This window comes from Rhizomicrobium electricum (assembly GCF_011762045.1).
GTDB classification, from domain to species: Bacteria; Pseudomonadota; Alphaproteobacteria; order Micropepsales; family Micropepsaceae; genus Rhizomicrobium; species Rhizomicrobium electricum.
This window is the reverse complement of record NZ_JAASQS010000002.1, coordinates 115598-134933: the sequence shown is the minus strand read 5'-3', so window position 1 is coordinate 134933 and position 19336 is coordinate 115598. Positions and strand designations below refer to the sequence as shown.

20 protein-coding genes are annotated in these 19336 nt (G+C 65.0%); 3 read left to right on the top strand and 17 right to left on the bottom strand.

All coding sequences use genetic code 11. The features are described from left to right. The first annotated feature begins 157 nt into the window (after positions 1-157). Both aspS and FHS84_RS03480 read left to right on the top strand, forming a co-directional pair. Positions 158-1963 (top strand): aspartate--tRNA ligase, encoded by a 1806-nt coding sequence (gene aspS, locus FHS84_RS03485; RefSeq protein WP_166930444.1) that lies wholly within the window; start codon positions 158-160, stop codon positions 1961-1963. Then, positions 1963-2379, top strand: a complete 417-nt coding sequence (locus FHS84_RS03480) for a hypothetical protein (protein WP_166930442.1) — start codon at positions 1963-1965, stop codon at positions 2377-2379. The genes aspS and FHS84_RS03480 overlap by 1 nt, the downstream gene beginning before the upstream one ends. Positions 2380-2630: 251 nt before the next feature. On the opposite strand, the gene FHS84_RS03475 is transcribed toward FHS84_RS03480, so the two are convergent. The 11 genes from FHS84_RS03475 to FHS84_RS03425 form a co-directional block, all read right to left on the bottom strand. Next, positions 2631-2882: a hypothetical protein gene (locus tag FHS84_RS03475; RefSeq protein WP_166930440.1), complete on the bottom strand. Its 252-nt coding sequence runs from the start codon at positions 2880-2882 to the stop codon at positions 2631-2633. 187 nt (positions 2883-3069) lie between these two features. Next, a complete protein-coding gene (locus tag FHS84_RS03470; protein WP_166930438.1) occupies positions 3070-3570 on the bottom strand; it encodes a F0F1 ATP synthase subunit B family protein in 501 nt (166 codons plus the stop codon). 27 nt (positions 3571-3597) lie between these two features. Then, positions 3598-4128, bottom strand: a complete 531-nt coding sequence (locus FHS84_RS03465; protein WP_166930436.1) for a F0F1 ATP synthase subunit B family protein — start codon at positions 4126-4128, stop codon at positions 3598-3600. Next, positions 4128-4352 carry a F0F1 ATP synthase subunit C gene (locus FHS84_RS03460; protein ID WP_166930433.1) on the bottom strand — a complete coding sequence of 75 codons (225 nt, stop codon included), beginning with the start codon at positions 4350-4352 and terminating at the stop codon, positions 4128-4130. Before FHS84_RS03460 ends, FHS84_RS03465 begins: the two co-directional genes overlap by 1 nt. 32 nt (positions 4353-4384) lie before the next feature. Continuing rightward, entirely contained in the window at positions 4385-5140 is a 756-nt protein-coding gene (locus FHS84_RS03455) for a F0F1 ATP synthase subunit A (RefSeq protein ID WP_166931800.1), read from the bottom strand. A 12-nt stretch (positions 5141-5152) separates the two neighbouring features. Beyond that, positions 5153-5476 carry an AtpZ/AtpI family protein gene (locus FHS84_RS03450; protein ID WP_166930431.1) on the bottom strand — a complete coding sequence of 108 codons (324 nt, stop codon included), beginning with the start codon at positions 5474-5476 and terminating at the stop codon, positions 5153-5155. A 499-nt stretch (positions 5477-5975) separates the two neighbouring features. Continuing rightward, a complete protein-coding gene (locus FHS84_RS03445) occupies positions 5976-10487 on the bottom strand; it encodes an AAA family ATPase (RefSeq protein WP_166930429.1) in 4512 nt (1503 codons plus the stop codon). A gap of 27 nt (positions 10488-10514) precedes the next feature. Further along, positions 10515-11519, bottom strand: coding sequence for a thioredoxin domain-containing protein (locus FHS84_RS03440; RefSeq protein ID WP_166930427.1), 1005 nt, complete (start codon positions 11517-11519; stop codon positions 10515-10517). Positions 11520-11629: 110 nt separating this feature from the next. Beyond that, positions 11630-12610: a DsbA family protein gene (locus tag FHS84_RS03435; protein WP_166930424.1), complete on the bottom strand. Its 981-nt coding sequence runs from the start codon at positions 12608-12610 to the stop codon at positions 11630-11632. Positions 12611-12658: 48 nt separating this feature from the next. After that, the gene (locus tag FHS84_RS03430; RefSeq protein WP_166930422.1) at positions 12659-13144 is read right to left on the bottom strand and encodes a DciA family protein; all 486 of its coding nucleotides are present in this window, start codon (positions 13142-13144) and stop codon (positions 12659-12661) included. Positions 13145-13353: 209 nt separating this feature from the next. After that, positions 13354-14082, bottom strand: coding sequence for a thioredoxin domain-containing protein (locus FHS84_RS03425; protein ID WP_166930420.1), 729 nt, complete (start codon positions 14080-14082; stop codon positions 13354-13356). Positions 14083-14096: 14 nt separating this feature from the next. On the opposite strand from FHS84_RS03425, the gene mutY reads away from it, so the two are divergent. Continuing rightward, positions 14097-15365, top strand: a complete 1269-nt coding sequence (mutY, locus tag FHS84_RS03420; protein ID WP_166930419.1) for an A/G-specific adenine glycosylase — start codon at positions 14097-14099, stop codon at positions 15363-15365. A 115-nt stretch (positions 15366-15480) separates the two neighbouring features. Here the strand turns inward: mutY and FHS84_RS03415 are convergent, their stop codons facing one another. From FHS84_RS03415 to FHS84_RS03390, 6 genes are all read right to left on the bottom strand, one after another. Further along, on the bottom strand, positions 15481-16593 hold the full coding sequence (locus tag FHS84_RS03415; protein WP_166930417.1) for a site-specific DNA-methyltransferase: 1113 nt from the start codon (positions 16591-16593) through the stop codon (positions 15481-15483). A 113-nt stretch (positions 16594-16706) separates the two neighbouring features. Continuing rightward, positions 16707-17315, bottom strand: coding sequence for a ribonuclease HII (locus FHS84_RS03410; RefSeq protein WP_166930415.1), 609 nt, complete (start codon positions 17313-17315; stop codon positions 16707-16709). A gap of 257 nt (positions 17316-17572) precedes the next feature. After that, the gene (locus FHS84_RS22030) at positions 17573-18043 is read right to left on the bottom strand and encodes a methyltransferase (protein WP_166930413.1); all 471 of its coding nucleotides are present in this window, start codon (positions 18041-18043) and stop codon (positions 17573-17575) included. A gap of 17 nt (positions 18044-18060) precedes the next feature. After that, on the bottom strand, positions 18061-18363 hold the full coding sequence (locus tag FHS84_RS03400) for a hypothetical protein (RefSeq protein WP_166930411.1): 303 nt from the start codon (positions 18361-18363) through the stop codon (positions 18061-18063). Continuing rightward, the gene (locus tag FHS84_RS03395) at positions 18360-18908 is read right to left on the bottom strand and encodes an RNA polymerase sigma factor (RefSeq protein ID WP_166930409.1); all 549 of its coding nucleotides are present in this window, start codon (positions 18906-18908) and stop codon (positions 18360-18362) included. The genes FHS84_RS03400 and FHS84_RS03395 overlap by 4 nt, the downstream gene beginning before the upstream one ends. An 18-nt stretch (positions 18909-18926) precedes the next feature. Continuing rightward, positions 18927-19328, bottom strand: coding sequence for a DUF6249 domain-containing protein (locus FHS84_RS03390; RefSeq protein WP_166930406.1), 402 nt, complete (start codon positions 19326-19328; stop codon positions 18927-18929). Positions 19329-19336 lie beyond the last annotated feature (8 nt).

The following is a 19336-nucleotide window of genomic DNA, read 5'->3' as shown; positions in this document are numbered from 1 at the left end:
CGGCTCCGGGGCAGGGGCCGCTGCTCCGGAATCCCAGGATTTCGCTTGGGATTGGCCGAAGATTGCGACAGTTGCAGCAATTCCAGCAATATACTTGACCTCGGCCCCCCGGAACCGCCACATACCCCTAGATTTTCGGCACTCTAAGGACTTGGTCATGCACGCCTATCGCACCCATACCTGTGGCGAACTGCGGAAGAAGGATGTGGGCACTCGTGCCCGCCTTTCCGGGTGGGTCAATCGCCGGCGCGACCATGGCGGCCTGATCTTCATCGACCTGCGCGATCATTACGGCATCACGCAATGCGTGGTGGAGCCCGACAGCCCGGCTTTCGCCACCGTCGACAAGGCGCGCTCGGAATGGGTGCTGACCTTCACCGGCCATATCGAGGCGCGTACCGAGGACACCATCAACCCGGACATGCCGACCGGCGAAATCGAACTCAGGATCGACGAAGCGTCGGTGCAGGGTACGGCCAGCGACCTGCCGGTGCCGGTGTTCGGCGATCTCGAATATCCGGAAGAGACGCGGCTGAAATACCGCTTCCTCGACCTCAGGCGCGAGAAGCTGCACAAGAACATCATCCTGCGCTCGAAGATCATCTCGTCGGTCCGCCGCCGCATGATCGACCAGGGCTTCATGGAATATCAGACGCCGATCCTGACGGCCTCCTCGCCGGAAGGCGCGCGCGACTTCCTGGTGCCGAGCCGTCTGCATCCGGGCAAGTTCTACGCGCTGCCGCAGGCGCCGCAGCAGTTCAAGCAGCTCCTGATGGTCGCGGGCTTCGACCGCTATTTCCAGATCGCGCCGTGCTTTCGCGATGAAGATGCCCGCGCCGACCGCTCGCCGGGCGAGTTCTATCAGCTCGATATCGAGATGAGCTTCGTCACGCAAGACGATGTTTTTGCTGCCGTCGAGCCGGTTCTTCATGGAGTCTTTGAAGAGTTCGCCGAGGGGCGCAAAGTCAGCCCGGCGCCGTTCGTGCGTATCCCCTACGAAGAATCGATGCTGAAATACGGCGTCGACAAGCCGGACCTGCGCAATCCGCTCATCATTGCCGATGTTGGCAGTGTCTTTGACCGCGAAGACGTGGCCTTTAAAGCCTTCAAGAACAAGACCGTGCGCGCCGTTCCGGCGCCGGGCGCCGCATCGCAGCCGCGCTCGTGGTACGACAAGCTCGAAGCCTGGGCGAAGACCGAACAAGGCGCCGCCGGCCTCGGCTACATCGTGTTCGAAGACAAGGACGGCGTCCTCACCGGTAAAGGCCCGATCGCGAAATTCCTGCCGCCGGAAGCGCAGGCCGAACTGGCGAAGATCGTCGGCCTCAAGGCGGGCGATGCGGTGTTCTTCTCCGCCAACGCCAAGAAGGATCGCGCCGCCGCGCTGGCCGGTCAGGTCCGCATCAAGCTCGGCCGCGACCTCGGCCTGATCGACGACAGCAAGTTCGAGTTCTGCTGGATCGTCGATTTCCCGATGTACGAATGGAACGAGGACGAGAAGAAGATCGACTTCTCGCACAACCCGTTCTCGATGCCCCAGTTCGACCGCGAGAAGTTCCTGGCGCTCGATCCGGCCGACCAGGACACCATTCTCGGCATCAAGGCGTTCCAGTACGACATCGTCTGCAACGGCATCGAACTCTCCAGTGGCGCCATCCGCAACCACGATCCGGACGTGATGCTGAAGGCGTTCGAGATCGCGGGCTACAAGCGCGAAGAGACGGAAGTGAAGTTCGCCGGCATGCTGAATGCGTTCCGCTACGGCGCCCCGCCGCATGGCGGCACCGCGCCGGGCATCGACCGCATGGTCATGCTGCTGGCGGGCGTCGACAATCTGCGCGAGATCATCCTGTTCCCGATGAACCAGCGCGCCGAAGACCTGATGATGAACGCGCCATCGGAAGCGACGCTGAAACAGCTCCGCGAACTGCACATCCGGGTGGTCAAGCCGGAGAAGGAGTGATGCACGGCAGCGTCCGTCTCGGCTTCGGGATTGCGGCGCTGCTGGCGGCGGGGGTGTTCGTCGTCAAGGTGTTCGGCAATCACGAAAGCTGGTTCGTGCGCGCGGCGCAGGCCAATGCGGTGCGCTGCCTGACCCAGTCCTCGTGCCCGCGGCTCGATAATACGGGCGCCGCTGTGGATGTGCGACCGCCACTGGCGAAGGATAGCCGCTGCGCCAAGACCAAGGCATGGGCGGAAGTGAAGGCGGTCTCCAACGGCCAGACCAAGATCGTGCTGCTCTGCACCGAGGGCAATCAGCCGTACCTCTATCACATGGGCCGCTTGTCGGGCGGCGAGGCCGGTTCCGAGCAATGGCTGGCCTGCCGCACGGCCGGCTGCTCGGCCGAACTCACGCTTCTGAAGCAGCGGATGATGTGAGTTCGTCTTTCCTCCCTCGCGGTGTTGAGGCATCGAAGCACGCACCACGTTGAGATAGCGGGGGAGGTGGCGCTGAAAGCGCCGGAGGGGGGAATGCTCCGGCGTGCGATCGATCCCCCCTCCGCCTCACTGCGTTCGGCACCTCCCCCGCTATTCGTAAGGGCGTGCGGTTCATTGGGCGGAGATCCGCGAGGGGAGGAAAGAATACGGCTAGGCATGCTGCTGACCGGCGGTGCGGTACTGAGTTTCAATCAGTAATCGGTGCCGTCGTGGTGGCAGGCTTCGCCGAAGTGGCCGCAGCCGTCGCCGTCGAGATGGGATGCATCGGCAAGTGCTTCGGTGCCGGTCGCGATGATGGCCCCGCTGATCGGCGAAACGGCTGCGATCATCGGCTCAGGGGATTTCGGATCGGCGGCATGCTTCGCGAACCAGCGCTTGCGGTGCCACGCGATACCGCCGCCAATGACTGCCGCGATGAGCAAGGGTATGGCGAGGTTCCACATGACGACCTCCGCGAGGTATGCGCATTTTAGGCGAAGAGGTGGTCGGTGGCGAGCAGGGGCGCGCGACGGCCCCCCACCCGAAAACTGCTGCGCAGTTTTTCGACCTCCCCGCAAGGGGGAGGTGATGCATACGAAAACGCCCCGCTCGGAGGGAGCAGGGCGTTGTCAAACTTGAATGTCGGACGACTTACGGCGTGTTGGCCGAGAAGTCCTTGATCGACTGTTCGACCAGAGCGGCGCTGCGGCTGGGGTCGAGATGCTTGGTAATCAGCGTCTCGGCAGCAGCAGCGGCCTTGTCGGCAGCGAGCGCCCGGATTTCGTCCAGCGCGGCGGTCTCGGCCTGCTCGATCTTTTCGCGCGCGATCTGGGCACGGCGTTCGATCTGCTGGCGGAGCTGGGCGCGGGTCTCCTTGGCGAAGCGCTCGGCTTCCTCCTTGGCGTCGGCGACGATCCGGGCCGCTTCCGTCTCGGCCTGGGCGGCCTTCTGGACATAACCGGCCAGGACGGCGGCGGCTTCTTCCCGCAGCTTCTTGGCCTCTTCCAGTTCCTTGGCAATGCCGGCGGCACGGGCGTCGAGCATTTTGGCGACCGTGGAGGGCACGCGAAGGATCAGGAACGCGACGATCAGCACAACAAGGCCGATCGCGACCCAGACTTCGTATTCCTTGAGCAGTTCAAACAGGTCCATGGACTCGTTCCAGGTATGGCGTCAGGGTCACAAGGCCTTGACGGCGGCCTCCGCCTCTTCGGGGGGTACAGTGACCCCGATCAGCCGGTTCACAATCTCCGCAGCGGCATCCTGCGCGGCTTTTGTGACATGTGTTGCAGCCTCGGCCCGCTTGGCCGCGATTTCGGCGTCCGCCTTGGCAGCCGCGGCATGCGCCTCGGCATCGGCAGCAGCCTTGGCCTTTTCGGTCTCGGCTTCCAGCACCTTGCGGTTGGCGTCCGCCTCGGCATGGGCCTTGGCACGGGCAGAGGCGAGGGCCGACTCGTAGGCGGCGAGCGCCGCTTCGGCATCGGCCTTGTGCTTCTCCGCTTGCGCGATGTCGTCCGCGATCTTGCCCTTGCGAGCGCCGATCACGCCGGCGATGCGGGGACCCGCGATCCGCCACAGGATGACGAACAGCGCAACAAAGGTCACCACGAGCCAGAAAATCTGGCTCGGAAAGCTTTCCGTCTTGAACGGCGGAAAGCCGGCACTGTGCTGCGCCTCAGTGCCGGTATGCGTGACGGCGGGCTCGCTCATCAACCGAACAGGATGATGAAGGCGATGACGAGGCCGAACAGGCCGGTCGCTTCGCACAGCGCGAAGCCCAGGAACATGTTCGCGGTCTGGCTGGCGGCCGCACCCGGATTGCGCAGGGCGCCGGCGAGATAGTTACCGAACACCAGACCGATGCCGACGCCCGCGCCAGCGAGCGCGAAGCAGGCCAGACCGGCACCGATCATTTTTGCGGCTGCAACTTCCATAGTCGTATTTCCTTCTACAGTTTTTTGGCAGGTCAGTGATTGGCGTGATGGATGGCTTCGTTGAGATAGATGCAGGTGAGGATCGCAAACACGTAGGCTTGCAGAGCCGCAACCAGCATTTCGAGCGCGTAGATGCAGACGATCAGCGCGAAGGGCGCCAGCGCGACCCCGTACATGATGCCGCCGGCGCCGATCATCAGAACGACGAAGCTCGCAAACACGGCGAGCAGCGTGTGCCCGGCGAGCATGTTCGCGAAAAGACGGACCGACAGGCTGACGGGGCGCGTCAGGAACGAGATCACCTCGATCGGCACCAGCAGGATGAGCAGGTACCACGGCGCCGAGGGGACGAAGAGTTTGAAGAAGCCCAGACCCTGCTTCATGAAGCCCACGATCACCATGGTGACGATCACGAAGCTGGCGAGGGTGAAGGTGATGGCGATCTGGCTGGTCGCGGTGAACGTCCACGGGATCAGGCCGAGGAAGTTGTTGAACAGCACGAACAGGAAGATCGTGAAAATCAGCGGGAAGAACTTCAGCCCGTCGCTGCCCATGGTCGAATTGATCATGCTGGCGACGAACTCGTAGGAGAGTTCCGCCATCGACTGGCCGCGGCTCGGCACCAGCCGGTTCTTCGACACCGTCAAGGTCAGGAACAGCGTCGCCACCGTCACGGCGACGATCATGAACAGAGCCTGATTGGTGAAGTAGATCGGATGGCCGGCAATGCTGAAAAGCGGGTCATGGAAAATGACCGGCTTCACCTCGAATTGCTCCATGGGGTTCATGGCCACGGCGCTTCACTCCTTCGGCGCCATATCGGCGCTTATCTGGCGGGCGGTGCGGATGACGTTTCGAATCCCCGCGGCGGCGCCCAGTAAGAACATCACGACCAGACCCACCGGCCGCGTATGCAAGGAGGCCCAATGCTCGGCCGCCCAATCGATGCCCCATCCCACACCGGCGCCGACGAATACCGCCGAAACAAGCTCAGTCCCGAGGCGGAAGGCGATGCCGTACGCTGAGGCCGGCTGCGCCTGTGGTTCCTCCCCGGCGTGCTTCTTGCCGGCGGCGTCGATCCGTTCGCCAAGTCGCTTTAAATCTTCGGGTTCGGATGGCGGCAAGGACCGCTCCTAGGCTCGCGGCGTGGTTCGAAAGCGGCCGGACCATAGGGGCGGTCTCGAAAGGCGTCAAGCGTGCGCAAACGCGCACAAGGGGCTGAAAAAGCAGGGCGAATCAATCCCGCGGCGAAATAGATAGGGCGAATTTTAGGCAAATCATGCCGGACCAGGGGCTTGGGCGCCGGTTCGGCGTTTACTGAACCGGTCTGGTGGCCAGGTTATCTGCCTCGGTCCAAGACCAATAGAGGGACACAGAGAATCGGTCGCTTGTGATTAGCCCCGACTGTCATCCCGGGCGAGCGGCGGCCGCGGAGCGGTCGCGCGAGGAAAGGGGACCCAGGTGGCTGCGCCGCCCGGTCCGCTGCGGTCGGGCAGGACTTTCCCGGAAACAGTCTTGGTGTGCGACGACCTGGGTTCCCTTCCCCTCCCGCCCTTCGCTGCGTTGCAGCGCCGGACGGTCGGCCGGGAATGACAGGTTGGGATGCGCGGACAGGCGGCAGCCTTACTCGGCGGCCACCCGTTCGGCTTCGGCCAGGGACACCGAGACCAGCTGCGACACGCCGCGTTCGGCCATCGTGACGCCGAACAGACGGTGCATCTTCGACATGGTCAGCGCGTGGTGGGTGATGACCAGGAAGCGCGTGTCGGTCAGCTTGCACATCTCTTCGAGCATGTTGCAGAAGCGTTCGACGTTGGCATCGTCGAGCGGGGCGTCCACTTCGTCGAGCACGCAGACCGGCGCCGGGTTCACCAGGAACACCGCGAAGATCAGGCTCATCGCCGTCAACGCCTGCTCGCCGCCCGACAACAGGCCGAGGGACTGCAGACGCTTGCCCGGCGGACGGGCGAAGATTTCGAGGCCGGCTTCCAGCGGGTCTTCCGATTCCGTGAAGGTCAGCTTGGCTTCGCCGCCTTCGAACAGCTTCGAGAACAGCATCTGGAAGTTGGTGTTGACCTTCTCGAAGGCTTCGAGGAGACGCTCGCGGCCTTCGCGGTTGAGGCTCTGGATGCCGCGGCGCAGACGTTCGATGGCGCCGATCAGGTCGTCGCGGTCGGTGGTGAGGCCGGTAAGGCGGGTTTCGAGTTCCGCCGCTTCCTCTTCGGCACGCAGGTTGACGCCGCCAAGGGCTTCGCGCTCCTGCTTCAGCTTCTCGACCTTCTTTTCGGCGATTTCGATCGGCGGGAGTTCTTCGTCTTCCTTGATCTCGGCGCGTTCGGCGAGTTCTTCCGGCGCGCAATCGAGTTCGTCGCGGATGCGCTGCAACAGTTCGGTCAGGCGGGCGGAATCGCCCTCCATCACGGCTTCGGCGCGGGCGCGTTCCTCGCGCGCGGCGGAAAGAGCGCGATCGCAATCGCGCGCCGCGCGGTCGGCTTCGGCCAGCGTGGTCTCGGCTTCGGCGCGGGCATCGCCGGCTTCCTTGCGGGCGACTTCGGCCACGCCGATGGCGTCGAGCAGGGCGCCGCGCTTGTCGGCGATGGCGGCCGGCACGGCTTCCGCGCCGGTCAACTCTTCGGCCAACTGCGCCTGACGGCTTTCGAGATCGGCGATGTGTTCCGCTGCGGCGCTGTTGCGCTGCTCCCAGCGGCTGCGTTCTTCGACGATCACGGCAAGGCGCCGTTCGCGGGCTTCGCCGTCGCGCTTGAGGTTTTCGAGCACGGCGCGGGCGTTGGCGGCGGCATTGCGCGCTTCGCCGGCCGCTTCGCGGGCGTTGTCGACCGACTGGATCAGCTCGTGGCCGTCGCCCAATTCCTCGAGCGATTGCGCCGTCTGACGCTCGGTTTCGAGAGCGGCGTCGCGCGCTTCGGTGATGCGCGTGATCTCGGCTTCTAGAGCGGCAAGCTGCTGGGCGCGCTCGGCCGCCTGCTTGGCGGCTTTGTTGGCGGCATCCTGCGCCGCCATCACGGCGGCAGCGGCGTTGCGTTCGTCCTGCTCAGCCACACGCAGAGCCTGACGCGCCACTTCGGCCTTATCCTTGGCGGCTTCGTAAACCTGTTCGGCCGCGGTGCGGGCGGTTTCATAGGTCTCGAACGCGGCCTGCTTGGCGGCCTGATAGGCTTCGTCGGCGTTCGCTTTGGCGGCCTGATAGGTGGCTTCGGCAGCGACCTTCGCCGCCTGGAAAGCGTCTTCCGCCTCCGTGGTCGAGGTGAGGTAGAAGTCCTCCGCCTTGGCCTTGACCGCTTCGTAGTTTTCGACCGCGGCCGACTTGGCGATCTTGTAGGCTTCTTCCGCTGCGGCCTTGGCCGAGGCATGGCGCGCTTCGGCGTCCGCCTTGGCGGCCTGGTAGGACTGCTCGGCTTCGGCCTTGGCGGACAGATAAGACTGTTCGGCTTCGGCCTTGGCAGCCTGATAGGACTGCTCGGCTTCGGCCTTGGCAGCCTGATAGGACTGTTCGGCTTCGGTCTTGTTGATGCGATGCGATTCTTCCGCCGCAGCCTTGGCGGTCTGATGGGCTTCGACGGCCGCAGCCTTGGCCGCGCGATAGGCTTCTTCGGCTTCGGTCTTGGCGGTCGTATAGGCTTCGGCGGCAGCGTCGCGGATCTCTTTCGCAACCGCGATCAGGCCGTCGAGTTCGGCGAGGCGGTTCTTCTGCTCGAGACGGACGGCGGATGCCGACGGCGCATCGGCCGAGGCGCGGAAACCGTCCCAACGCCACAGGTCGCCGCGCGGCGACACCAGACGCTGGCCGGGCTTCAACTCCGCCTGCAACGCGGCGCCCTGATCGGGGAACACCACGCCGGTCATGGCGAGACGGCGCGACATGGCATGCGGGCCGGACACGAAATAGCTGAGCGGACGGGCGCCGACGGGCAGGGCCGGAGCGTCGCTGTAATCCGCCAGATCGCGCCAATGACGGGGGCTGGCTTCGTCGAGCGGATCCTGCAGCTCGTCGCCGAGCGCGGCGGCGAGGGCGCCTTCGTACCCCGACTGCACGTTGACGGCATCGAGCAGCGGCGGCCACTTGTTTTCGGCGCTGGCCGCGAGGATGCGCTTCAAGGCGCTCGCTTCGGTGGTGAGATGGGTCAGCTCGCGCTCGGCATTTTCGAGCTCGGTGCGCTTCTCGCGTTCGATGGTTTCGAGCGCGGCGCGGCCGTTGGTGTCGGCCTCGTCGATGCGGGCGCGGCCTTCACGGTCGGCTTGATCGATGCGGGCGCGGCCGGTGGTGTCGGCCTCTTCGATGCGGGCGCGGCCTTCGCGTTCGATCAGATCGAGCTTGGCGCGGCCTTCGCTGTCGATGGCATTGATGGCGGCGCGGCCTTCGCGCTCGATAGTGTCGATGGCGGCGCGGCCGTCGCGGTCGATCGCGTCGATGGCGGCGCGGCCTTCGCGGTCGGCACTTTCGACGGCGGCGCGGCCGTCGCGGTCGGCATTCTCGATCGCGGCGCGACCTTCGCGTTCGGCGGTTTCGAGCGCAGTGCGGCCTTCGCGTTCGGCCGCTTCGATGGCGGCACGGCCGTCGCGGTCGACGGCTTCGAGTGCGGCGCGGGCTTCGCGTTCGGCCGCTTCGGCGCGCTCGCGGGCTTCGCGTTCGGCAGTGTCGAAGGTCGCGCGGGCTTCCTTCTCGGTGTTTTCGAGACTGTCGCGGGCGGCGCGTTCGGCTTCGTCGAGCACGGCGAATTCGGCGCGCGCGGTTTCGGCAAGCTGGGCCGCCATGTCCGCCAACTGGCGGGCTTCGGCGACGGCCGCTTCGGCGGCACCGACATCCGGATCGGCGGCGGCGTTGGCCTTCGCTTCGGTGAGACGGTTTTCGGCCGCCTGGAGCTGGACCGACGCGTTCTCGGCCAGTTCGTTCGAGACGCGGCGCTGGCGTTCGAGGCTGGCGATCTTGGCGTTGCGCTCGGCGAGATCGGCCTGCAGCTTTTCGAGCAGGCGTTCGGCCTCGTAGAGGGCCGCGTTCATCTCGCCGTTTTTCTGATCGGCTTCGGCGAGTTCGACGCCGGCGCGTTCCTGCGCGGCTTCGAGATCGTTGGCTTCGGCGACGAGGGCGGTGAGCGCGGTCTCGGCATCGGTGTGCAGCGTGTGCTCGCGTTCGAGGTCGGCGCCGTTCTGGGCGATGCGCAGACGCAGCGACTGGGCGAGTTCGCGGGCGCGGGCCTCCTCGGCGTCGAGTTCCTCGCGCTGACGGATCAGGCGGGTGAGGGCGGCGGCGCGTTCGGCTTCGACTTCGCGCAGCGGCGGCAGCGTTTCGGCGGCGGCGGCCTGCGCGGTCGAGGCGACGGCGGCGAGCTGGGTCGCTTCCTCGACGATGGCGACGGCGGCGGTGAGGGCCTCCTGCGCGGCGGTCGCCTTCAACTGCGCCGCACTCCAGCGCAGATAAAACGCGAGGGATTCGGCGCGGCGGATGTGGCCGGACAGATTGCGGTAGCGCGAGGCCTGACGCGCCTGACGCTTCAAGCTGGCAAGCTGGCCCTCGACTTCCTTGATGACGTCGTCGAGGCGCGAAAGATTGCCTTCGGCGGCCTTCAAACGCAGTTCGGCTTCGTGGCGGCGCTGATGCAGGCCGGAAATGCCGGCGGCTTCTTCCAGGATGGCGCGGCGGGCGAGCGGCTTCTGGCTGACCAGCTGGCCGATCATGCCTTGGCGCACGAACGCGGTGGAGGAGGCGCCCGACGAGGCGTCGGCGAAGAAGATCTGCACGTCGCGCTGGCGCGCGTCGCGGCCGTTGATGCGATAGACCGAACCGGCTTCGCGCTCGATGCGGCGCGACACCTCGATGGTCTCAAAGTCCTGGTACGGAGGATTGGCGGAACGGTCGGAATTGTCGATGGCGAGCGTCACTTCGGCGACGTTGCGCGGCGGACGGCCGGCGGAACCCGCGAAGATGACGTCGTCCATTTCGGAGCCGCGCACCGAGGTCGGACGGTTTTCGCCCATCACCCAGCGCAGGGCGTCGAACAGGTTGGACTTGCCGCAGCCGTTGGGGCCGACGATGGCCGTCAGTCCGGGCTCGATATAGAGTTCCGTTGGCTCCACAAACGATTTGAAGCCGGAAATCCTTAAGCGTGTGAACTTCACGAGTGGCTACCTTAACGCTGTGCCGTCTTATTTCTTCGACAGCAGGGAATCCAACTTGGCCTTGAGCTGGGGCCACGACATGTCGGCATCGTCAACGGTCACACCGTTGATAATCAGGGTCGGCGTGTGGTCCACCTTGTACTTGGCATAGGCCTCGGCGCCGACCTGATTGATGCGATCGAGTTCCTTCTGGTCGGTCATGCAACGGTCGGCATCGTCGGGCGAAACGCCCATGATGCGGGCCATCTGCTTAACAGCCCCGCCGACGTCATCAATCTTGTATCCGTCGGGGTCCCATTTGGGCTGATTCCGAAACATGAGGTCAAGGAACTGAAAGTACTTATCCGCAGGCAAACACTTGCGCGCGATCGCTTCGACGGCGCCATCCACCGGATTGAGCGGAATGGCGCGGAAAACGTAGAGCACTTTACCCGTGTCAACATATTCCTGCTTGATCTTGGGGATCAGCGTCTCGTTGAGGCGGGCGCAATGCGGGCAGGTCGGCGCGGCGTATTCCAGAAGCACAACCGACGCGTTCGGATTGCCGAGCGTGCGGTCTTCGGGCTGCACCACGATGGCGGTGTTGTTCGCCGCGCCCGACGTGCTGCCGGAGCGATGGAAAACGAAATAGCCGGCGACGAAGGCGAGCACGACCACGACGAGGCCGAGGATCACCTGATTGCGCGTGAACAGCGGCTTGTGTTCTTCCGGCGGAGGTTCGGGCGCGGCGGAAGGCTTCGGCGCAGCGGCCTTTTTCGGCGCGGCCTGCGGCTGCGGGGCTCCGGCGCGCAGCACGGCGCGCATCGCGTCGCATTCGGCCCGCTCGGCCTTGGCGAGCTCGGTCTGTCCGGCGGCCGCGAAGGAACCGGCCTTCTGCTCGCGCTCGGCGATCAAAGTGGCGACGGCGCTCTGGATTTCGGCATCGCTCAAGCCGCCGGCCGCCGCTTTTACGGCTTCCAAAGTGGCGCGACGCTTCGCGTTCTCGGGCGGCGTAGACAGGATGGCGTCGTCGAGCCGGTCCTTGAGGGCCATGGGAATCTCCACGGGAGTGATTCGAAATGTGGAGCGGGACTATAGCCCGTCTTGCGCGCGGCAAGGCAAGCCGAGTCGGCCCGAGGGCGAATCTGCCTGTGGAGAAGCGGTTACTGACCGCCGTTTGTCAGGGAATTGATTCTTAACCGGAGTACTTCCAGCCGGGTTTGGCTGGTCGGCGGGAAGTTCACCACCTGGCCGTTCATGACGAAGGTCGGCGTGCCCTCGATCTGATAGCGGACCTGGGCGTCCTGGGCGATCTCGTTAACCCTTTCCAGCGCGGCGCGGTCGGCCATGCAGGTGCGGGCCTTCTCTTCGCTGAGACCTTCGCGGGCGGCCAGTTTGACGATGGCGCCGGAGACATCCGGGATTTGATAGCCGTCGGGATCCCACTGCGACTGCTCGCGGTACATCATCTCCATGTAGGGGAAAAAGCGCTCTTTGGGCAGGCAGCGGACGATTCCCGCGATCGCACCATCCGGGGCGCCCAGGGGATAGATGCGGAAAATGAAGAAGACGCGGCCGGTGTCGATAAACTCGCGCTTGAAGGCGGGGAACTCTTCGGCGGTGAAGCGGGCGCAGATCGGGCACATCGGCGCGGCGTATTCGAGGACTTTGATGGGCGCATTGGGATTGCCCATGGTGTGGTCGTCCTTGAACACGGCGATTTCCTGGCCGCCCTGCGGCTTGGAAAGATCGACGTCTTCCGCCGGCTTCAGCGCCTGCCACAGCCCGACGCCGAGCGCGACCACGGCAACGCCGCCGAGGATCATCTGCAGCCGCGTGAATACCGGGCCTTTTTTGCCCGCGGGGGCAGGGGCCGTACCGGATGCCGTCTGCGTCGCGCCGGGATCGGCGAGAAGGCGCAAGGCGACGGCCTCGTCGCGTTCGGCTTTGGCCTGCGCGGCCTGACCGTTCTTCTCGAGTTGAGCCGCCTTCTGCTCGCGCGCATCGATCAGCCGCGACAGCGCCGCGCCGATCTGGGCGTCGGTCTCGCCGGCATTGAGCGCGGCGTCGAGAATGTCGCGCCGGTGGGTGTTCTCGGCCGGCGTGGCGTTCAGAGCTTCGGTAAGGCGGTCCTTGAGGGTCATGGCCGTCGGGTCCCAGCAGTTGGCAGCGAGTGCGCTTCTTAGCGCCGACTATCGGGTTTGACTATGCCTTGCACGCGCCAAGCGCATCAACGCTTCGCGAAGTCCCTCCGGCCCGGTATAGGAGCGGACAGGGTCGTCGGGCGCGATATCGGGCGCCGGCTTGGCAATCGGCGGCGGCTTTTCGGGCTGCGTCAGCGCCATCTGTACGAATTTTAACCGGGCGACGGCCGGACGGCCGAGATAGCCGTTGATGCGCTCGGCCAGCGCCCGCGTCTCGTGGCTGAGAAACACCGCTGCGGCCGGTTCGGCCATCAGCGTCAGCACGCCGCCGTGCGCGCCCTGGCTGAGGCGGAGCGGACGCGCCAGCCGCGCCACTTCGGGGCCGGCGATCTTCTCCCAATGCAGCACCAGGGTCGGATCGGAGAATCCGGCGCGCGCGAACGCGGCGGCGCCCAGGACGGGAGCATCGTTGCCGACCGGGCCGACCCATTTGCGGCGTTCGGGAGGCGTGTCGGGATCTTTCGGCTTGGGCATGGACACATCTTAGAGGGAAAGGCGCTCACACGGAAACGCTGAGGTGAACTGGAATGTCTTTCCTCCCTCGCGGATCTCCGATTTGGACGACGCACAACGTGCGAATAGCGGGGGAGGTGGCGCGGTCAGGCGACGGAGGGGGAATGTTCCGCCGCTGTGTTGGTCCCCCCTCCGCGTTTCACGCTGGCGCGCGAACCGCACCTTCCCCGCTATTTTGTCTCTGTGCGGCTCGGACGTTTCGGCTCCGCGGGGGAGGAAAGATGTTTCGTCTTCTTGTGGTGCTTGTGATGCACCGGCTTTTGAGGCGGCGGCTGGGGCGCGGCGGCTTTGGCCAGCAGCGCGTCGATGCGGGTTTTCAGTTCGGGCCAGGACGCCTGGTCGCCGCCGGTAAGGACTTTGCCGTCGAGCACGATGCTCGGCACCGAATGGATGTCGAACCGCTTGGCGGCGTCGTCGGCGAGGCGGTTGAGGCGGTCGAACTCGGCCTGATCGTGCATGCAGCGCTTGGCGTCTTCGGGCTTCATGCCCGCCATGCCGCCGAGCTGCACCAGCGCCGCCTCGACGTCGGGAATGTCGTAGCCGTCGGGGTCCCACATCGCCTGCTTGCGGAACGCGAGATCGAGGAAATCGTAATAGCGCTCCGGCTTCTGGCATTTGGCCATGCCCGCGACGGCGCCATCGGGCGCGGCCAGCGGGAAGATGCGCAACACGTAAAGCACCTTGCCGGTATCGATGTAGGCCTTCTTGATCTCGGGGAAGACGGTGGCCGCGAAATGGGCGCAGTGCGGGCACATCGGCGCGAAGTATTCCACCAGCACCACCGGCGCGTTGCGATTGCCGAGGGTGCGGTCGTCGGGAAAGAGCTTTTCGCGCGGGGCGGCATTCGCGGCGGCGGCGAACAAAACCAACAGAAGGATTTTCAGGACGCCGTTTTTCACTATGCTCTCCGCAAATGACGAAAACCAAAACCACACCGGCACAGGCGCTGCTCGCCTGGTACGACCGGCACCGCCGCGTATTGCCCTGGCGCGCGCCTGCCGGCCGTCGCGCCGACCCTTACCACGTCTGGCTGTCGGAAATCATGCTGCAACAGACCACGGTTCAGGCCGTGGCCAGCTACTACCGCAAGTTTCTCGACCGCTGGCCGACCGTGGAGTCGCTGGCGGCGGCGCCGCTGGATGAGGTTCTCGCCGCCTGGGCCGGGCTCGGCTACTACGCGCGGGCGCGCAACCTGCACAAATGCGCCGTCGTGGTGACGCATGAACGCGGCGGCAAGTTTCCCGAGACGGCGGCGGAGTTGAAGACGCTGCCGGGCATCGGCAGCTACACGGCCGGCGCGATCGCGGCGATCGCCTTCGATCAGCCGGAAGCCGCGATGGATGCCAATGCCGAACGCGTGGTGGCGCGTCTGTTCGCGATGGACGAGCCGCTGCCGGGCGGCAAGCCGCGGCTTCTGGCACAGGGGCGCACGCTGGTGCCGCAAAAGCGCGCCGGGGATTTCGCCCAGGCGATGATGGATCTCGGCTCGGCGATCTGCACGGTGAAGCGTCCAGCGTGCGGGAATTGTCCGCTGGCGGAAGGATGCGTGGCGCGGGCGAACGGCATTGCCGAAACCCTGCCGGTCAAAACGCCCAAAGCGGCGCGGCCGCTGAAGCGTGGCGCGGCGTTCGTGGCGATCAACGGCGGGGGCGCGGTGCTGCTGGTGAAGCGGCCGGAGAAGGGTTTGCTGGCCGGAATGCTGGAGCCGCCGCTGGGGCCGTGGACGGCGAAATTTCCGGCCCGCGAAGCGGCGCTGAAGCAGGCGCCGTTTGCAGCGGCGTGGAAGAAGCTGCCGGGCCTGGTGCGCCACGGTTTCACGCATTTCGAACTGGAGATCGAGGTGTGGGTGGCCGAAGTGAAAGAAGACTGTCATCCCCGGCTGAGCCAGCGCAGCGCCGCGAAGGGAAGGGGACCCAGGTCGTCACGTCTGGATGACGCTGAAGAACTGGCACCGAACCCTTCCGTCAAAACCACGAAAGCGTCCGCACCTGGGTCCCCTTCCCTCGGACTGCTCAGCCGCTTCGCGGCCGAACCGTCCTCGCCGGGGATGATAGAGAGTTTTTGGGTTCCATCCGAGCGATTGAAAGACGTCGCGCTGCCGACCGTCATGCGCAAGATCATCACGCATGCGTTGGCGGACGAGGGACCGCTCTTTACCCAAACAAAAACACCCCGCCGCTAGGACGGGGTGTTTCTTGCCGTTGTTTTTCCCCACTTCACCCAAACTTTTTGGCGTTCAAACGCCACGCAGGCTTTACGCGCCAGGGCGCGACGGCCGCTCGGACCTTCGGTCCGGTTTATGAAATCGATGCCCGAAGCTGCTGACGCAGCACGTCGATCGGAATGAGTTTACCGTTCTGCTCGTACTGCCAGAAGGTCCAGCCGTTGCACGCGGGCGCGCCTTGGACGTGGGCGCCCATCTGGTGGATCGAGCCGGTGGCGTCGGCGCAGACGAGGGTGCCGTCGGCGCGAACCTTGGCCTTATGACGCTTCTGGGTGCCGTGCAGCACCGTGCCGGGCGGCAGCAATCCGCGTTCGACCACCCAGCCGAACGGAATGCGCGGCTCGGCGCGCTTGGATTTGTTGGTCTGCAGGCATTCGTCCGGCGCCGGTTCGACCGCGGCGATGCGCTGGCGGGCGGCGGAGGCGTATTCGTGGTCGCGCTCGATGCCGATGAAATGACGGCCGAGCTTGCGGGCCACCGCGCCGGTCGTACCCGAACCGAAGAACGGGTCGAGGATCACGTCGCCCGGCTTGGTGGACGCCACCACGACGCGATAGAGCAGGCTTTCCGGCTTCTGGGTCGAATGGACCTTCTCGCCGTTGTCCTTTTTGAGGCGTTCCTTGCCCGAGCAGATCGGGATATCCCAGTCGGAGCGCATCTGCAGGTCGTCGTTGAGCGCCTTCATGGCCTCGTAATTGAAGGTGTACTTCTGCTCCGGATTCTTGGTCGCCCAGATCAGGGTCTCGTGCGCGTTGGTGAAGCGCGTGCCCTTGAAATTGGGCATCGGATTGGCCTTGCGCCAGATGATGTCGTTGAGGACCCAGAAATCGAGGTCCTGCAGCGCGGCGCCGACGCGGAAGATGTTGTGATAGGAGCCGATCACCCACAGGGCGCCGGTGTCCTTGAGGACGTGTTTGACCGCCGCCAGCCACTGGCGGGTGAACTTGTCGTATTCGGCGAAGCTGGCGAACTTGTCCCAATTGTCGTTGACGGCATCGACCTGGGAATTGTCCGGCCGGCGCAGTTCGCTCTTGAGCTGGAGGTTGTAGGGCGGATCGGCGAACACCAGATCGGCACAGCCGGGCGGCAGCGACATCATCCGTTCGATGCAATCGCCTTCGACTACCCGGTCGAGGGCCGCATCAAGGCTAAGTATGGGCTTGGGCGTTTTTACGGGGAGAGCCATGACCTAATCACCGAATCAGCTGCGAGAACGGCACAGTGATTCGGGTGATTCGCCGCGTCAAGAGTCTTGTGAATCAATAACTTAGCGAGACTCAGTGTTGAGTCCGGCAGGGGTCAGCCACACAAGATGTTGTAGACCGGCGCGAAGCTGCGGCGGTGGTGCGGGGTGCAGCCGTGGGCCTTGAGTGCAGAAAGATGGTCGGGCGTGCCGTAGCCCTTGTTGTGATCCCAGCCGTAATCGGGGTGCCGTTCGTGCAGCGCCAGCATCTGCCGGTCGCGGGTGACCTTGGCCACGATCGACGCCGCCGCGATGGAGACCGACAGGCCGTCGCCCTTGATCAGGGTCTCGCAGTCGCACGGCAAGGCCGGGGCGTCGTTGCCGTCGACCAGAGCGAAACAGGGGGCCGGGACCAGCGCCCGAACCGCCCGCGCCATGGCGAGATGCGTCGCCTGGCGGATGTTGACCAAATCGATTTCATCGACCGAAGCCTCGCCGACGCCGACCGCCACCGCGCGGTCGAAAATCTTGTCGAACAGCTCTTCGCGGGCTTTTTCGGTGAGCTTCTTGGAGTCGTCGAGCCCGCGCGGGTAGCGGCCCTTCTCGAATATCACCGCCGCCGCCACCACCGGTCCGGCCAGCGGCCCGCGCCCGGCTTCATCCACGCCGCACACCAGCCCGTCGTGCAGGGCGAGAAGGCGCAGTTCGTGGGAAAACGTGGGCATGAGGCCTTATAGCCGAGAGGAGCCTCTCCGGCGACGCGGGGTGCCGACGCATGCACAGAGAAATGGGGCGTTCTCGCCATTCTCTGTCATCCCCGGCTGAGCCAGCGTAGCGCAGCGAAGGGAAGGGGACCCAGGTCCAGACACGGGCATTGCGATGAAGGACAAGTCGTGATTTTCCGGCGCGATCGGAGAGGTGTTGCCACCTGGGTCCCCTTCCCCTTCGCGCTGCGCGCTTCGGCCGGGGATGACAGATTTGGTTAGAACCACCGCCGCACGCGGGTGCAATAGGTGCGGTAGTCGTCGCCGAATTTGCGGGTGAGGTAGGCTTCCTCGCGCGGGATGACGTACCAATTGAGATAGGCGAACATCACCACCGCCGACAGCAGCATCGGCACCGCGCCGAAGGCGAGGCCGAGGCCGGTCAGGAGTGAGATCAGGCCGAAATACATCGGATTGCGGGTGACCCGATAGGCGCCGCCGCCGACCATGCGCGCAACAGGCCGGTCGGGACGGACGTCGACCTTCAGCTTGCGAAAGCGGTCGAGAGCCGAGATGGCGAAGGCCAATCCGGCGACGATGACGAGACCGCCGGCCGCCCAGCGGAACGGCGCCGGGACGCCGGTGATCCAGCCGCCATAGGCAAAGCTCGTAGCGATGCCTCCGACGAGGCAGACGAGAAACACCACCGGAGGAAGCACGACGATGCCGGCGGAGTCGGTCTCGGGCACGCGGGATGCTCCGTGGTTCAGAACTGCAAGAGCTGGCGTTCGCTCCACAAGCGGTCGACCAGGAAGGTCGCGGCCAGGACCGCGGCTCCGATGCCGAACGTCGGCGAGTATCCGAGCAGGATGATGCTGGCGGCGAAATCACCGACGATCGCCCGGATCGGCAGCAGCAGGCAGGCCACGGCCGCCGCGAGCACCGAGATCATCGCGATCTCAATCCATTTGCGCCGCTCGTGCGCTTTGACGCGCAAGACCACACGGTCCGAGAAGCCGTTATCCGGAACTTCGGGCAGGGGCTGCGAGAGCATTTCGTCGAGGTTCATGACACCGCTACCTTACGCCATTCCCCCAGCAAGACCTCAAGCTTAGCACGTCCACGGTTAATGTGCGACTTCAAGGTCCCCAGGGGGATTTTCAACGATTCCGCGGCCTCTTCGTTCGACAGGCCGAGGGCAAAACACATCGTCAGGGCCGCCCGTTGCATCGGCGCCAGTTGCGCCATCGCGCTTTCCAGGTCGTGCCTGATCAGGCTGGCATTCTCCGGTTCCGGAGCGTCGTCCGAAAAGTCGGTTCCGGCCTCGGACAACTCGTCCAGCGATTCCAGTTTGCGTTTGCGCGCTTCCATCAGGAACCTCGACCATGCGATGGCACACAACCATCCGAAGAAATTGCCCGAACTGAACTGGCCGATCTTCTTGTAGGCTTCGATGAAACTTTCCTGGGCGAGGTCGTCCGCCAGGGCTCCGTTGCCCTTGGTCAAGCGCAACAGGAAACCGCGTAACTTCGATTGATGCTGGCGTACCAAACGTCCGAAAGCGGCCGGATCCCCCTTGGCCGCTTCCAGCGCCAGCCATTCGCTCTCGCTCATGGACAGTCAGCATATAGGCTATTTGGATTCTTCGCGACTGGCGGCTCGAGCGCCGAGCACGCGGGCCAGTCCGACCATGAACGGGAAGATGCCGATCACCGGCAGGAAGTCGCCGCCGTTCCAAGGCATCTGGAAGCCATCCATGCCCCAGAAGAAGATGGCGAGGGCGATGCCGATGCACATCAGGAAGATGCCCGAGGTGACCGGATTCTTGTCGCCGGCGCCGCCGCGGCCGTTGCTGGTGATTCCGGCCAGCATTTCCGGGGTCAGAACCGTGCCCTTTTCGGCCAGGCGCTCGATCATGCGGTACTTCGACCGGCGGCTGAGATAGCTGAACAGGAACACGGTAAAGATGATGAGCAGAATGCTGCCGAAGATGATGGTCAGTGGCGCAAAGGCCGGATGTTCGAAGAACGGCATGGTGTTAG

Bases quoted from the DNA above. Each gene is read 5' to 3' on its own strand.
- FHS84_RS03400 (WP_166930411.1), bottom strand. From the start codon at position 18,363: ATGAACCTCGACGAAATGCTCTCGCAGCCCCTGCCCGAAGTTCCGGAT.
- FHS84_RS03390 (WP_166930406.1), bottom strand. From the start codon at position 19,328: ATGCCGTTCTTCGAACATCCGGCCTTTGCGCCACTGACCATCATCTTC.
- FHS84_RS03415 (WP_166930417.1), bottom strand. From the start codon at position 16,593: ATGGCTCTCCCCGTAAAAACGCCCAAGCCCATACTTAGCCTTGATGCG.
- aspS (WP_166930444.1), top strand. From the start codon at position 158: ATGCACGCCTATCGCACCCATACCTGTGGCGAACTGCGGAAGAAGGAT.
- FHS84_RS03410 (WP_166930415.1), bottom strand. From the start codon at position 17,315: ATGCCCACGTTTTCCCACGAACTGCGCCTTCTCGCCCTGCACGACGGG.
- FHS84_RS03430 (WP_166930422.1), bottom strand. From the start codon at position 13,144: ATGCCCAAGCCGAAAGATCCCGACACGCCTCCCGAACGCCGCAAATGG.
- FHS84_RS03435 (WP_166930424.1), bottom strand. From the start codon at position 12,610: ATGACCCTCAAGGACCGCCTTACCGAAGCTCTGAACGCCACGCCGGCC.
- FHS84_RS03470 (WP_166930438.1), bottom strand. From the start codon at position 3,570: ATGGACCTGTTTGAACTGCTCAAGGAATACGAAGTCTGGGTCGCGATC.
- FHS84_RS03480 (WP_166930442.1), top strand. From the start codon at position 1,963: ATGCACGGCAGCGTCCGTCTCGGCTTCGGGATTGCGGCGCTGCTGGCG.
- FHS84_RS03465 (WP_166930436.1), bottom strand. From the start codon at position 4,128: ATGAGCGAGCCCGCCGTCACGCATACCGGCACTGAGGCGCAGCACAGT.
- FHS84_RS03460 (WP_166930433.1), bottom strand. From the start codon at position 4,352: ATGGAAGTTGCAGCCGCAAAAATGATCGGTGCCGGTCTGGCCTGCTTC.
- FHS84_RS03395 (WP_166930409.1), bottom strand. From the start codon at position 18,908: ATGAGCGAGAGCGAATGGCTGGCGCTGGAAGCGGCCAAGGGGGATCCG.
- mutY (WP_166930419.1), top strand. From the start codon at position 14,097: ATGACGAAAACCAAAACCACACCGGCACAGGCGCTGCTCGCCTGGTAC.
- FHS84_RS03440 (WP_166930427.1), bottom strand. From the start codon at position 11,519: ATGGCCCTCAAGGACCGGCTCGACGACGCCATCCTGTCTACGCCGCCC.
- FHS84_RS03455 (WP_166931800.1), bottom strand. From the start codon at position 5,140: ATGAACCCCATGGAGCAATTCGAGGTGAAGCCGGTCATTTTCCATGAC.
- FHS84_RS03475 (WP_166930440.1), bottom strand. From the start codon at position 2,882: ATGTGGAACCTCGCCATACCCTTGCTCATCGCGGCAGTCATTGGCGGC.